We start from the raw sequence: 12009 nt of genomic DNA on the forward strand, positions 1-12009 counted from the left end.
GATGGCCCAACCGGGCCCCGCCCGGCAGGCGGTTGGTCGAAGTCGCCCGGAACGGACCCGGCTCCGGACGCCCCGACGACGGCCCGGGCCGGGCTGACACAATGGCGTCATGAGCACCACACCAGCCGTTCCCGGCAGCACCGCCCTGGCCCCCGAGATCGCCGCCCGCCTCAAGCGCACCGAGGACGGCCTGCTCCCGGCCATCGCCCAGCAGTTCGACACCGGCGAGGTGCTGATGCTCGGCTGGATGGACGACGAGGCCCTGCACCGCACCCTCACCACCGGGCGCTGCACCTACTGGAGCCGCAGCCGCCGCGAGTACTGGGTGAAGGGCGACACGTCCGGCCACGTCCAGGCGGTCAAGTCGGTGGCGCTCGACTGCGACGGCGACACCCTGCTGGTCCGGGTCGACCAGAGCGGCGCGGCCTGCCACACCGGCGACCGCACCTGCTTCGACGCCGACGTGCTCCCGCTCTCCTGACCCACGACCACCACCAACATCTCCAGAAGGTGCCGCCCAGCATGGATCTCGAAGCCTTCCGCAAGCTCGCCGTCGACACCCGGGTCATCCCGGTCACCCGCAGGCTCCTCGCGGACGGCCTCACCCCGATCGGCCTCTACCGCAGCCTCGCCGCCGAGCGGCCCGGCACCTTCCTGCTGGAGTCCGCCGAGCAGGGCCGCAGCTGGTCCCGGTACTCCTTCGTCGGCGTCCGCAGCGCCGCCACGCTCACCGTCGGCCCGGACGGCGGCGCCCGCTGGCTCGGCACCCCGCCGGTCGGCATCCCCACCGAGGGCGACCCGCTGGAGGTGCTGCGCGCCGCCCTGGACGCCCTGCACACCCCGCGCCAGGTCGACGACGGCCTGCCCCCGCTCACCGGCGGCTTGGTCGGCTACCTCGGCTACGACGTCGTCCGCCGCCTGGAGAAGCTGCCGGACCTCAACCCGGACGACCTGAAGCTGCCCGAGCTGACCCTGCTGCTGGCCACCGACCTGGCCGTCCTCGACCACGTGGACGGCACCGTCCTGCTGATCGCCAACGCCGTCAACCACAACGACCTGGCGACCGGTGCCGAGGAGGCGCACGCCGACGCCGTCGCCCGTCTGGACGCGATGGAGGCCGACCTCTTCAAGCCGGTCGACCCGGGCCTGGCCACCTTCACCCCGGTCGGCCCCGGCGAGGTGCACTCGCCGTTCGGCGGCGAGCCGTACCGTGCCGCCGTCGAGGAGATCAAGGAGCGGATCCGGGCCGGCGAGGCCTTCCAGGTGGTGCCCTCGCAGCGCTTCGAGGCACCCTGCCCGGCCTCCGCGCTGGACGTCTACCGGGTGTTGCGCACCACCAACCCCAGCCCGTACATGTACCTGTTCCGCTTCCCCGGCCCGGACGGCGGCGCCGAGGGCGGCTTCGACGTGGTCGGCTCCAGCCCGGAGGCGCTGGTCAAGGTCACCGACGGCGAGGCGATGGTGCACCCGATCGCCGGCACCCGGCACCGCGGCGCCACCCCGCACGAGGACGCCGCGCTGGCCGCCGAGCTGCTCGCCGACCCGAAGGAGCGCGCCGAGCACCTGATGCTGGTCGACCTCGGCCGCAACGACCTGGGCCGGGTCTGCGAGCCGGGGAGCGTCGAGGTCGTCGACTTCATGCAGGTCGAGCGCTACAGCCACGTGATGCACATCGTCTCGACGGTGACCGGCAAGGTCGCGCCCGGGCGGACCGCCTTCGACGTGCTCACCGCCTGCTTCCCGGCCGGCACCCTGTCCGGCGCGCCCAAGCCCCGGGCGATGCGGATCATCGAGGAGCTGGAGCCCACCCGCCGCGGCCTGTACGGCGGCTGCGTCGGCTACCTGGACTTCGCCGGGGACTCGGACACCGCGATCGCGATCCGCACCGCGGTGCTGCGCGACGGCACCGCGTACGTGCAGGCAGGCGCGGGCGTCGTCGCCGACTCCGACCCGCACGGCGAGGACACCGAGTGCCGCAACAAGGCGGCCGCCGTGCTGCGCGCCGTCGCCACCGCCAATACGCTGCGGACGCCGGAACTGTCCTAACAGGCGCATCAGGGAGGCGGCCGGGATGTCGCAGGTGCCGCACGACGAGCTGCGCTGGGTGTTCGTGCTCGGCGCGGCCGGGCAGATCAGGGACGAACTGGCGGGCCACGGCCGGGTGCTGTCCCGGGTGCTGATCGACTTCCCGGCCGAGCCCGGCCCGCTCGCCCCGGACCTGGCGGTGCTCGCCCCGGCCGCCGTCCGCGACGAGCGGGGCCGGTTCCGGGCCGGGGACGTCGCGGCGGCGCTGGAGCTGGCCCGGCCGGGCCTGGCCGAGGTCGGACGGGCGTACGCGCGGGCCGGCGTACCGCTGTACGTGGTGGTCGACCCGGCGGCCGCCGCCTGCACCGTCCACACCGCCCCGGCCCCCACCGGGGTCTACCGGGAGGCCGAACGGGTGCCGTACGGCAACGACCTGTTCCTGCCGCTCGGCGGGCGGACGCTGGTGCTGCGCAGCGACGACTTTCCCGTCGAGGCCCCCACCCCGGGTTCGGGCCCGGGCGTCGGCCGGGGGATAGTGGACGGGTGACCGACCAGAGCCCCGCCCCCGCCGCCCCCGACCGCCGCACGCTCGGCGTGATGCTGCTGCTGACCGTGCTGAGCGCCGTCCTGGTGCTGACCGCGGTCGGCCGGGTCTGGTCCGAGGGCCGGGCCGGGAACCTCGACGTCTCCGTCACCGGCAGCACCATCTCCGAACTGCCCGGCGGGCTGGCCCTGGTGGGCCTGGCCGCGGCCGTCGCGGTGTTCGCGGTGCGCGGCGCCGGTCGGCTCGCGGTCGGCGCGCTCACCCTGCTGGCCGGCCTCGGCGCGGCCGCCGCCTCGGCCGCCGGCGCGGGCGACACCACCGCCCTGGACAGCGAGGCCGGCCGCAAGCTGGCGCTGGCCGGCTCCGCCGCCACCGAGGTCTCGCACAGCGCCTGGCCGTGGGTCGCGCTGGCCGGCGGGCTGCTGCTCGCCCTCGCCGGGCTGCTCACGCTGCGCTACGGCCGCGGCTGGCCGGCCATGGGCACCCGCTACGACGCCCCCACCCGCAAGAGCCCGGCGAAGGCCGACACCCCCGCCGACCTGTGGAAGGCCCTCGACCGGGGCGAGGACCCGACCGCCGTCTGACCTCCGGCTGTGTGACGCGATAGACCCGCCACCCGCTTTGGGCCGCCGGTGTGTGGCCCGGCACAATGGAACCCGTCAACCCGCCGGCGGCCCCGCAGGCCCGGCCGGGCCCCGAGAGCCAAGGAGCACCACCGATGGCAGCAGCAGCACACGGCCACACCCCCGCCGCCTGGACCGGCGTCGTCATCGCCTTCATCGGCTTCGGCGTCGCGGGCGTCGCGATGATCCTCCCGTCGCCGCTGCTGGTCTGGGCCGGCCTGGCGGTCGTCGTGGTCGGTGGCATCGTCGGCAAGGCCATGGCGATGGCCGGCATGGGCAAGCAGCCCAGCGCCAACGTGTACAAGTCGGTCGAGGAGCAGACCAAGGCCCGCGAGGCCGCCGCCCTCGCCGCCGCCTGACGGCACGGCGCCGGACGACTTTTCGTACTGCTGAACGGCGGGCGCGACGCGCCCGCCGTTTCGTTCCGTCCGGGCCCGGCGCGGGCACAATCGGGGCGTGAACGCCGCTCCCACCGCCTCCGCCCCGCCGCCCGTGCTGCGCCGGCTGGGCCCGCCGCTGGCCGCGCTGGCGGCGGTGGCCATGCCCGCCGCGTACGTCGCGGTGGTGGACCCGAACGCCCCCGGGCACTACCCGGACTGCCCCTTCCTGGCCGCGACCGGCTGGTGGTGCCCCGGCTGCGGAGGCCTGCGCTGCGTCCACGCGCTGGCCCGCGGCGACCTGACCTCCGCCCTGCACGACAACGCCGCCGCCGTGCTGCTGCTCGGCGTACTGGCGGTGCTCTGGCTGCGCTGGGGCTGGGCGGCGCTGACCGGCGGCGCCTCGCCGAGGGTGGCCGTGGGGGCCCGGCGGTGGGCGCTGATCGGGTTGCTGGTGCTGGTGTTCGCGGTCGTGCGGAACCTGCCGGTGGGCGCCGGGCTGGTCCCTCCACTGGTCTGAGCCGGCGCCGGTCCCGGCTCCGGTTCCGCCTCGAACCGGCCCCGATCCGGCGCCGGTTCGGCCCCGGTTCCGCGCCGCCGCCTCGTCCGCTTGCTGCGAGTCCACTTGTTGCCAGCGGGCCCCGGTTCCGGTGGAAATTCGGTGAAGCCGCAGCTGGGGGCGGTCCTGACCGGCGTCCGCCCAGCGAGACGCGCGCCGGGCGGATGCCCCTCGCGCCCCCCGGTGCCGATACCATCGAAGTGCCGGCGGGCCCATGCCCGCGTCGGCTCCCGCTCGCGAACTGTGCAGAATATGGGGGCTCCCGAGTGAGTGTGCTCGACTCGATCATCGAAGGGGTCCGGGAGGACCTCGCCGAGCGGCAGTCCCGGGTCTCCCTGGACCAGCTCAAGGAGCTGGCCGCCAAGGCCCCGGACGCCAAGGACGGCGTCGCCGCGCTCAAGGGCGACGGTGTCCGGGTGATCTGCGAGGTGAAGCGGTCCAGCCCCTCCAAGGGCGCGCTCGCCGCGATCGCCGACCCGGCCTCCCTGGCCCGTGACTACGCGGCCGGCGGCGCCGCCGCGATCAGCGTGCTGACCGAGCGGCGGCGCTTCGGCGGTTCGCTCGCCGACCTGGACGCGGTGCGCGCCGCGGTGGACACCCCGGTGCTGCGCAAGGACTTCATCGTCACCGCCTATCAGCTGTGGGAGGCCCGTGCGCACGGCGCCGACCTCGCGCTGCTGATCGTCGCGGGCCTCGACCAACCGGCCCTGGTGTCGCTGATCGAGCGCGCCGAGTCGATCGGCCTCACCCCGCTGGTGGAGGTGCACGACGAGGAGGAGATCAAGCGCGCGGTGGACGCCGGCGCGAAGATCATCGGCGTCAACGCCCGCAACCTCAAGACCCTCGAAGTGGACCGCAACACCTTCGGCAACGTCGTCGACGCCATCCCGGACGGCATCGTCAAGGTCGCCGAGTCCGGCGTGCGCGGCCCGCTCGACGTGATCAACTACGCCAACCTGGGCGCCGACGCCGTCCTGGTCGGCGAGACCCTGGTGACCGGCAAGGACCCGCGCGCCGCGGTCGCCGACCTGGTCGCGGCCGGCGCCCACCCGGCCGTCCGGCACAAGGACTGACGCGCACCGATGAAGATCGCCACCCGACTCGCCCCCGGCTGCCGCCCGCGCGGCTGCCGCGCGCCCGCACGCCGGGTGCTGGGGCGTCGGGTGCGGTACGTCATCGGCTGCGAGCCCGGGCAGGTGCCGGGGCGGCGATGGCGCGGGACGCACGGCTGACACCGGCCGATCAGACGTCACCGTCGTCCATCTCCCACCAAGGGGAAACCACCATGTCCGAGAAGGACTACCTGCCCGGCGCCCAGGTGCCGGACGCCCGCGGCTACTTCGGCGCGTACGGCGGCCGCTTCATCCCGGAGGCGCTGGTCGCCGCCGTGGAGCAGGTCGCCGAGGAGTACGAGAAGGCCAAGACCGACCCGGCCTTCCTCGCCGAGCTCGACGGGCTGCTCAAGGACTACACCGGCCGCCCGAGCCCGCTGACCGACGTCCACCGCTTCTCCGCCGAGGCGGGCGGCGCGCGCATCCTGCTCAAGCGCGAGGACCTCAACCACACCGGCTCGCACAAGATCAACAACGTGCTGGGCCAGGCGCTGCTCACCAAGCGGATGGGCAAGACCCGGATCATCGCCGAGACCGGCGCCGGCCAGCACGGCGTGGCCACCGCCACCGCCTGCGCCCTGTTCGGCTTCGACTGCACCATCTACATGGGCGAGGTCGACACCCGGCGCCAGGCGCTCAACGTCGCCCGGATGCGGATGCTCGGCGCCGAGGTGGTGGCCGTCAAGTCCGGCAGCCGGACGCTGAAGGACGCCATCAACGAGGCGTTCCGGGACTGGGTCGCCAACGTCGACTCCACCCACTACCTGTTCGGGACGGTCGCCGGGCCGCACCCCTTCCCGATGATGGTCCGCGACTTCCACCGGGTCATCGGCATCGAGGCCCGCCGGCAGGTCCTCGACCGCACCGGGCGGCTGCCCGACGCCGTGGTCGCCTGCGTCGGCGGCGGCTCCAACGCGATGGGCATCTTCCACGAGTTCATCCCCGACGCCGGCGTGCGGCTGATCGGCTGCGAGGCCGCCGGCGAGGGCGCCGACACCCCCAAGCACGCCGCCACCCTCACCAAGGGCGACCCGGGCGTGCTGCACGGCTCCCGCACGTACGTCCTGCAGGACGAGGACGGGCAGACCATCGAGTCGCACTCCATCTCGGCGGGCCTGGACTACCCGGGCGTCGGCCCGGAGCACGCCTGGCTGAAGGACACCGGGCGGGCCGAGTACCGGCCGGTGACGGACGACGCCGCCATGCAGGCGCTGCGGCTGCTGTCCCGCACCGAGGGCATCATCCCGGCCATCGAGAGCGCCCACGCGCTCGCCGGGGCCCTGGAGCTGGGACGCGAGCTGGGGCCGGAGGCGACCATCCTGGTCTCGCTGTCCGGGCGCGGCGACAAGGACATGCACACCGCGGCCGAGTACTTCGGCCTGTACGACGAGCCGGCCGGCGGCGACGCGGCCACGGGGGGTAAGTGACCATGGCTTCGAAGCTCAGCGAGGCCCTGGCGGGTGCCAAGGCCGAGGACCGCGCCGCGCTCATCGGCTACCTGCCGGCCGGCTTCCCGACCGTCGACGGCGGCATCCGGGCGATCAACGCGCTGATCGAGGGCGGCTGCGACGTCGTCGAGGTCGGCCTGCCGCACTCCGACCCGGTCCTCGACGGCGCCGTCATCCAGACCGCCGACGACATCGCGCTGCGCGGCGGCGTGCGGATCAAGGACGTGCTGCGCACCGTCGGGGAGGTCGCCACCGCGCACCCCGGGGCCGCGGTGCTGGTGATGACGTACTGGAACCCGGTCGAGCGCTACGGCGTGGCGCGGTTCGCCGCCGACCTGGCCGCGGCCGGCGGCGCCGGCTGCATCCTGCCGGACCTGCCGGTCGAGGAGTCCGGCGAGTGGCGCAAGGCGGCGGGCGAGCACGGGCTGGACACCGTGTTCGTGGTCGCCCCCAGCAGCAAGGACGCGCGGCTGGCCGAGGTCACCGCGGCCGGCAGCGGCTTCGTGTACGCGGCCGCGGTGATGGGCGTGACCGGGACCCGGTCGGCGGTCGGCTCGCTGGCCGAGGACCTGGTCGCCCGCACCCGGGCCACCACCGACCTGCCGGTCTGCGTCGGGCTCGGGGTCTCCAATGCCGAGCAGGCCGCGGAGGTCGCGCGGTTCGCGGACGGCGTGATCGTCGGCTCGGCCTTCGTGAAGCGGATCCTGGACGCGGGCGAGGACGAGGCTGCGGCGCTGTCCGCCGTCCGCGAGCTCGCCGGCGAGCTCGCCGCGGGGGTCCGCCGGGGCTGACCCGCAGGTACCGGACCGAGGGCCCGTCACTCCACCCGGAGTGGCGGGCCTCCGGCGTTCCCGGTGACCCCCGGGAGGGACGGTCCGGGCGTCCGTCAAGGCGGGGGTGGGCCCCGAACGGGTGAACAGCGGCGGCGACACGCATCAAGGCGGGTTGACCGGCGTTGAGTGGAGGGACGAGTGCACGAACGACGTGCACGAGGTCGGCCGAGCGAGCGAAGGGGTGAGCCGGTGCCTGGTCTCCATCGGGGCGTGCTGCTGCGGGCGGCCGCCGCCGCGCTGGCGCTCGGCGCCGCGGTCGGCGCGCACACCGAGGTCGGGCACGCGCTGGCCAAGCGGGGGGCGGAACGGGCCGAGCGGGACGCCGTCGCGTGTGCGCACGCCGCGCGCTGGGACGCGGCGGAGCGGGCCGCGCGCACGGGCCGCGAGCCGGTCGACTGGGGGCGGCTGCCGGGCTGCCGGTGATCGCGCGGGTGTTCGCGTATTCGGACGTATCGTCAGGAAGCGTCACCCATCCGGCTTAATTCCGGAAAACGGAGGAACCGCCCTTCATCCCTTACGGTTCAGCAAGGAGTGAACGAGTTTCCCAAGGGGGGTTCCCTGATGGCCGGCCCGGCAGCGCAGCCCGGTGACTCCGCGCCCGGGCCGGCGGCCCGGTGGTCCGCCCGGGTCTGGACCGAGTGGCTCGGCCTCGCCGTCCGGCTCGGCCTCGCGGTGGTGTGGGGGTGGGCCGGGCTGGCGAAGATCGCCGACCCGGCGGAGGCCGCCCAGGCCGTCCGCGCGTTCGAGATCCTGCCCGAGAGCCTGGTCAAGCCGGTCGGCTACGGCCTGCCGTTCCTGGAGCTGGCGCTCGCCCTGCTGCTGGTGATCGGCCTCGGCGTCCGGCTGGTCGCCGCGGTCTCGGCGCTGCTGCTGCTCACCTTCATCGCCGGGATCGGCTCGGCCTGGGCGCGCGGCATCTCGATCGACTGCGGGTGTTTCGGCGGCGGCGGGCACGTCGACGAGTCCCAGACGAAGTACCTGCAGGAGATCCTGCGCGACACCGGCTTCCTGCTGCTGGCCGGCTGGCTGCTGTGGCGGCCCCGCACCAAGCTCTCGGCGGACGGCTGGCTGGCGAGCTGACCGGCCGCCACCCCGCCTGCCCCACCCCGCCCGCCCACCCCGTCCCTCCCCGACGAAGGCCCTTTCCGACCGTGGATGTCAAGGCAATGAGCGACAAGAACCGAGATGGCAAGCGCACCGCCCGCGAGCGGATGCTGGAGAAGCGGGCGGCCGACGAGGCGGCGTCCAAGCGCAAGAAGAAGCTGATCGTCGGCGGCGCCGTGCTCGCCGTGATCGCCGCTGCCGTCGTCACCGGCGTCGTGGTGCAGAACCAGCGCTCCAAGCCGGAGACCCCGACCGCCGCCCCGGCCGGGACGATCGGCGACAAGAACCTGGTCATCCCGGTCGGCGCGAGCAACGCGCCGTCGGTCCTCACGGTGTACGAGGACCCGCGCTGCCCGGCCTGCGGCATCTTCGAGCGCGAGTTCTCGGCGACGATCGACCAGCTGGAGGACGCCGGGAAGATCTACACCAACGCCCACATCGTGTCGTTCATCGACCGGGCCGTGCCCGGGAAGGGCTCGAAGTACGGCGCCAACGCGCTGGCCTGCGCGCAGGACGCCGGGCACTTCCGGGACTTCCACGACGTGCTGTACCGCAACCAGCCGGACGAGACCAGCGACGCCTTCGGCGACAAGGCGGTGCTGCTCAACCTGGCGAAGCAGGTGAACGGGCTGGACACGCCGGAGTTCCGGGCCTGCGTCAACGACGGCAAGTTCAACGGGTGGGTGTCCGCGGTCCAGCAGGACTTCGACAAGTCCAGCTACAAGTCCACCCCGACCGTGCTGCTCAACGGCCAGCCGATCTACCCCAAGAACGGCAACGACGAGATCACCCCGGCGAACCTGGCGAAGTGGGTGGACGCCGCCAACCAGGGCAAGCAGCTCGGCACGCCCGGCTCGCACGGGCAGACCCCGGCGCCCACCAGCACCGCCTCGGAGGCCAACAACCCGTCGCCGAGCGCCGGCTGAGCCCGCCCGTGCCCGCCGCCGCCCCCTCCCCGTCCGGAGGGGGCGGTGGCGTGTTCCGGACAGTGTTGTTCGATTTCTGTGACCCGGGGGGTATCCGGTGGGGGCACCGAACCCTGTAGCGTCGGAACCGCCATGGATATCGCCTACATTCCCAGCCCGTCGCGGTGCGTCCTCTACCTCGGACCGATCCCGCTGCGCGCCTACGCCTTCTGCATCATCCTCGGAGTCGTCGTCGCCGTCTGGCTCGGCAGCAAGCGCTGGGTCGCCCGGGGCGGTGCCAAGCACACAGTCGGGGACATCGCCGTCTGGGCCGTGCCGTTCGGCCTCGTCGGCGGCCGGCTCTACCACGTGATCACCGACGGCGGCCGGCTGTACTTCGCCGAGGGGAAGAACCCCTGGGACGCCCTCAAGATCTGGGAGGGCGGCCTCGGCATCTGGGGCGCGATCGCGCTGGGCGCGGTCGGCGCCTGGATCGGTGCCCGCCGCCGGGGCGTCCCGCTGCCCGCCTACGCCGACGCCATCGCGCCGGGCATCGCGCTCGCGCAGGCGCTCGGCCGCTGGGGCAACTACTTCAACCAGGAGCTGTACGGGCGGCCGACCACCCTGCCGTGGGGCCTGGAGATCGACAAGACGCTGCCCAACGGCGAGGTCGTCAAGGGCGTCTACCACCCGACCTTCCTGTACGAGTCGATCTGGTGCGTCGGCGTGGCGCTGCTGGTGATCTGGGCGGACCGGCGCTGGAAGCTGGGCCACGGCCGGGCGTTCGCGCTGTACGTGGCCGCGTACACGGTCGGCCGGTTCTGGACGGAGTGGCTGCGGATCGACGAGGCGCACGTCTACTTCGGGCTGCGGCTGAACGACTGGACCTCGATCGCGGTGTTCCTGGGCGCGGTCGCGTACTTCGTGATCGTCGGCAAGAAGCGGCCCGGCCGGGAGGACCCGGCGAGCATCGACCCGGCGGCGCACGAGGAGGCCGAGGGCGCCGGGGGCGCCGGGGGCGACCAGGGCAAGGCGGGTGGCAAGGCCGGGGAGAAGGCCGGGGAGAAGGCCGAGGAGAAGGCCGGGAAGGCGGCGGACGGGAAGTCCGCGGAAAAGAATTCGCCCCGGCCGGCGGACGGAAATGCGGCCACCGCCGTGGCCGAGAAGACCGGCAAGGACGTCAAGAACCCGATCTGACCTGGGATTTCCCCGCGTATTGAGGCCACCCTTCGCAAGGAATGCGAAGGGTGGCCTCACCGCTGTTCGGACAGCCTTACTTTGCTGGAAATGCCCAGGTCAGACGGGCTACGTTCAGGGCGGACGAACGAAAGACGGAGGGGAAGAACCGTGAGCGCGACCACCCTGGAACCCGAGGCCGGACAGCACCCCCGGATACCGGCGGCCGACCACCACCGGGACGTGAACGGCGGCTGGCTGCGGCCGGCCGTGTTCGGCGCCGTGGACGGGCTGGTGTCCAACTTCGCGCTGATGACCGGTGTGGTCGGCGGGGCGGCCTCGAACGGGACCGTGATCCTCACCGGCCTGGCCGGGCTGGCGGCCGGCGCCTGCTCGATGGCGGCGGGGGAGTACACCTCGGTGGCCTCGCAGCGGGAGCTGGTGCAGGCCGAGATCGAGGCCGAGCGGCTGGAGCTGCGGCGCAACCCGCACGGCGAGCTGGCCGAGCTGGCGCAGGTGTACGTCGAGCGGGGGGTCGACCCGGACCTGGCGCACGAGGTGGCGCGGCAGCTCTCCCGTGACCCGGAACTGGCGCTGGAGGTGCACGCCCGCGAGGAGCTGGGCATCGACCCGAACGACCTGCCCTCGCCGCTGGTCGCCGCCGGCTCGTCCTTCCTGTGCTTCGCGCTCGGCGCGCTGCTGCCGCTGCTGCCGTACCTGCTCGGCGCGACCTCGCTGCTGCCGGCCCTGGTGCTGGCCGCGCTCGGCCTGTTCGGCTGCGGTGCGGTGGTGGCCCGGGTGACGGCGCGCAGCTGGTGGTTCAGCGGGGCCCGGCAGCTGGTGCTGGGCGGGGCCGCGGCCGGGGTGACGTTCCTGCTCGGCCGGCTGATCGGCGGACACGTGGGGTGACCGCGGAATGACCCGGATCACTGCATGACTATGCCGGGCAGTGCGTGACGTTTCACACACGGACGTCGCGCGCTGCCCGGCTTCGTCTCATCATCCGGGCCCGGGAGCCGCGGATTCGCATCCGGGACCGGGGTCCGCGGGATGGATTCGCAGGCGTCCTTGATCGCTTCGCGTTGCGGGCCGGTTTCGCCCCTGTTTCAGGCCGTCGGGCGTTGGGCACAATCGTCGGGACGCGCACTGTGGCGCGCCCTCTCTTCCAGCCCCCTGACCTGCGCGTCCGTCCGCCATGTGGACGGGATATTCCGCTTCTCGGGATCCTGGGCATCATGTAACTTGCACCGCACCGCTTCACCGCATCAGGGCCAACGTCGTCCCTCCTTGCACCAACTTGCCG

15 protein-coding genes are annotated in these 12009 nt (G+C 73.7%); all 15 read left to right on the plus strand.

Features of this window, described 5'->3' with window-relative positions:
- The first annotated feature begins 109 nt into the window (after nt 1–109).
- The 15 genes from hisI (at nt 110) to ACPC54_RS01680 (ending at nt 11615) form a co-directional block, all read left to right on the plus strand.
- Nucleotides 110–481 carry a phosphoribosyl-AMP cyclohydrolase gene (gene hisI / locus ACPC54_RS01610; RefSeq protein WP_498959999.1) on the plus strand — a complete coding sequence of 124 codons (372 nt, stop codon included), beginning with the start codon at nt 110–112 and terminating at the stop codon, nt 479–481.
- A 41-nt stretch (nt 482–522) separates the two neighbouring features.
- Nucleotides 523–2046 (plus strand): anthranilate synthase component I, encoded by a 1524-nt coding sequence (locus ACPC54_RS01615; RefSeq protein ID WP_498960001.1) that lies wholly within the window; start codon nt 523–525, stop codon nt 2044–2046.
- Nucleotides 2047–2071: 25 nt separating this feature from the next.
- Nucleotides 2072–2572: a Uma2 family endonuclease gene (locus ACPC54_RS01620; RefSeq protein WP_498960004.1), complete on the plus strand. Its 501-nt coding sequence runs from the start codon at nt 2072–2074 to the stop codon at nt 2570–2572.
- A complete protein-coding gene (locus tag ACPC54_RS01625) occupies nt 2569–3153 on the plus strand; it encodes a TIGR02234 family membrane protein (RefSeq protein WP_498960006.1) in 585 nt (194 codons plus the stop codon). The genes ACPC54_RS01620 and ACPC54_RS01625 overlap by 4 nt, the downstream gene beginning before the upstream one ends.
- A 134-nt stretch (nt 3154–3287) precedes the next feature.
- Nucleotides 3288–3551: an HGxxPAAW family protein gene (locus ACPC54_RS01630; protein WP_498960008.1), complete on the plus strand. Its 264-nt coding sequence runs from the start codon at nt 3288–3290 to the stop codon at nt 3549–3551.
- A gap of 97 nt (nt 3552–3648) precedes the next feature.
- Entirely contained in the window at nt 3649–4089 is a 441-nt protein-coding gene (locus ACPC54_RS01635) for a DUF2752 domain-containing protein (RefSeq protein ID WP_498960010.1), read from the plus strand.
- 305 nt (nt 4090–4394) lie between these two features.
- Nucleotides 4395–5201 carry an indole-3-glycerol phosphate synthase TrpC gene (gene trpC, locus ACPC54_RS01640; protein WP_498960012.1) on the plus strand — a complete coding sequence of 269 codons (807 nt, stop codon included), beginning with the start codon at nt 4395–4397 and terminating at the stop codon, nt 5199–5201.
- Between the two features lie 9 nt (nt 5202–5210).
- Nucleotides 5211–5360 carry a tryptophan biosynthesis modulator TrpM gene (gene trpM, locus ACPC54_RS01645; protein WP_167352964.1) on the plus strand — a complete coding sequence of 50 codons (150 nt, stop codon included), beginning with the start codon at nt 5211–5213 and terminating at the stop codon, nt 5358–5360.
- 53 nt (nt 5361–5413) lie between these two features.
- Nucleotides 5414–6667 carry a tryptophan synthase subunit beta gene (trpB, locus tag ACPC54_RS01650; RefSeq protein ID WP_498960014.1) on the plus strand — a complete coding sequence of 418 codons (1254 nt, stop codon included), beginning with the start codon at nt 5414–5416 and terminating at the stop codon, nt 6665–6667.
- 2 nt (nt 6668–6669) lie between these two features.
- Nucleotides 6670–7479: a tryptophan synthase subunit alpha gene (trpA, locus tag ACPC54_RS01655; RefSeq protein WP_498960016.1), complete on the plus strand. Its 810-nt coding sequence runs from the start codon at nt 6670–6672 to the stop codon at nt 7477–7479.
- Nucleotides 7480–7710: 231 nt separating this feature from the next.
- Nucleotides 7711–7944 carry a hypothetical protein gene (locus tag ACPC54_RS01660; protein ID WP_498960019.1) on the plus strand — a complete coding sequence of 78 codons (234 nt, stop codon included), beginning with the start codon at nt 7711–7713 and terminating at the stop codon, nt 7942–7944.
- Between the two features lie 138 nt (nt 7945–8082).
- On the plus strand, nt 8083–8601 hold the full coding sequence (locus ACPC54_RS01665; RefSeq protein WP_498960021.1) for a MauE/DoxX family redox-associated membrane protein: 519 nt from the start codon (nt 8083–8085) through the stop codon (nt 8599–8601).
- Nucleotides 8602–8687: 86 nt separating this feature from the next.
- On the plus strand, nt 8688–9551 hold the full coding sequence (locus ACPC54_RS01670) for a DsbA family protein (protein WP_498960023.1): 864 nt from the start codon (nt 8688–8690) through the stop codon (nt 9549–9551).
- Between the two features lie 132 nt (nt 9552–9683).
- The gene (gene lgt, locus ACPC54_RS01675) at nt 9684–10727 is read left to right on the plus strand and encodes a prolipoprotein diacylglyceryl transferase (RefSeq protein ID WP_498960025.1); all 1044 of its coding nucleotides are present in this window, start codon (nt 9684–9686) and stop codon (nt 10725–10727) included.
- Between the two features lie 150 nt (nt 10728–10877).
- The gene (locus ACPC54_RS01680; protein ID WP_498960027.1) at nt 10878–11615 is read left to right on the plus strand and encodes a VIT1/CCC1 transporter family protein; all 738 of its coding nucleotides are present in this window, start codon (nt 10878–10880) and stop codon (nt 11613–11615) included.
- Nucleotides 11616–12009 lie beyond the last annotated feature (394 nt).

It is taken from the genome of Kitasatospora sp. NPDC094028, from assembly GCF_049543595.1.
In the GTDB taxonomy this organism is placed as follows: Bacteria; Actinomycetota; Actinomycetes; order Streptomycetales; family Streptomycetaceae; genus Kitasatospora.

Bases quoted from the DNA above. Each gene is read 5' to 3' on its own strand.
- ACPC54_RS01670 (WP_498960023.1), top strand. From the start codon at position 8,688: ATGAGCGACAAGAACCGAGATGGCAAGCGCACCGCCCGCGAGCGGATG.
- ACPC54_RS01620 (WP_498960004.1), top strand. From the start codon at position 2,072: ATGTCGCAGGTGCCGCACGACGAGCTGCGCTGGGTGTTCGTGCTCGGC.
- lgt (WP_498960025.1), top strand. From the start codon at position 9,684: ATGGATATCGCCTACATTCCCAGCCCGTCGCGGTGCGTCCTCTACCTC.
- trpM (WP_167352964.1), top strand. From the start codon at position 5,211: ATGAAGATCGCCACCCGACTCGCCCCCGGCTGCCGCCCGCGCGGCTGC.
- ACPC54_RS01615 (WP_498960001.1), top strand. From the start codon at position 523: ATGGATCTCGAAGCCTTCCGCAAGCTCGCCGTCGACACCCGGGTCATC.
- ACPC54_RS01630 (WP_498960008.1), top strand. From the start codon at position 3,288: ATGGCAGCAGCAGCACACGGCCACACCCCCGCCGCCTGGACCGGCGTC.
- ACPC54_RS01665 (WP_498960021.1), top strand. From the start codon at position 8,083: ATGGCCGGCCCGGCAGCGCAGCCCGGTGACTCCGCGCCCGGGCCGGCG.
- trpB (WP_498960014.1), top strand. From the start codon at position 5,414: ATGTCCGAGAAGGACTACCTGCCCGGCGCCCAGGTGCCGGACGCCCGC.
- trpA (WP_498960016.1), top strand. From the start codon at position 6,670: ATGGCTTCGAAGCTCAGCGAGGCCCTGGCGGGTGCCAAGGCCGAGGAC.
- hisI (WP_498959999.1), top strand. From the start codon at position 110: ATGAGCACCACACCAGCCGTTCCCGGCAGCACCGCCCTGGCCCCCGAG.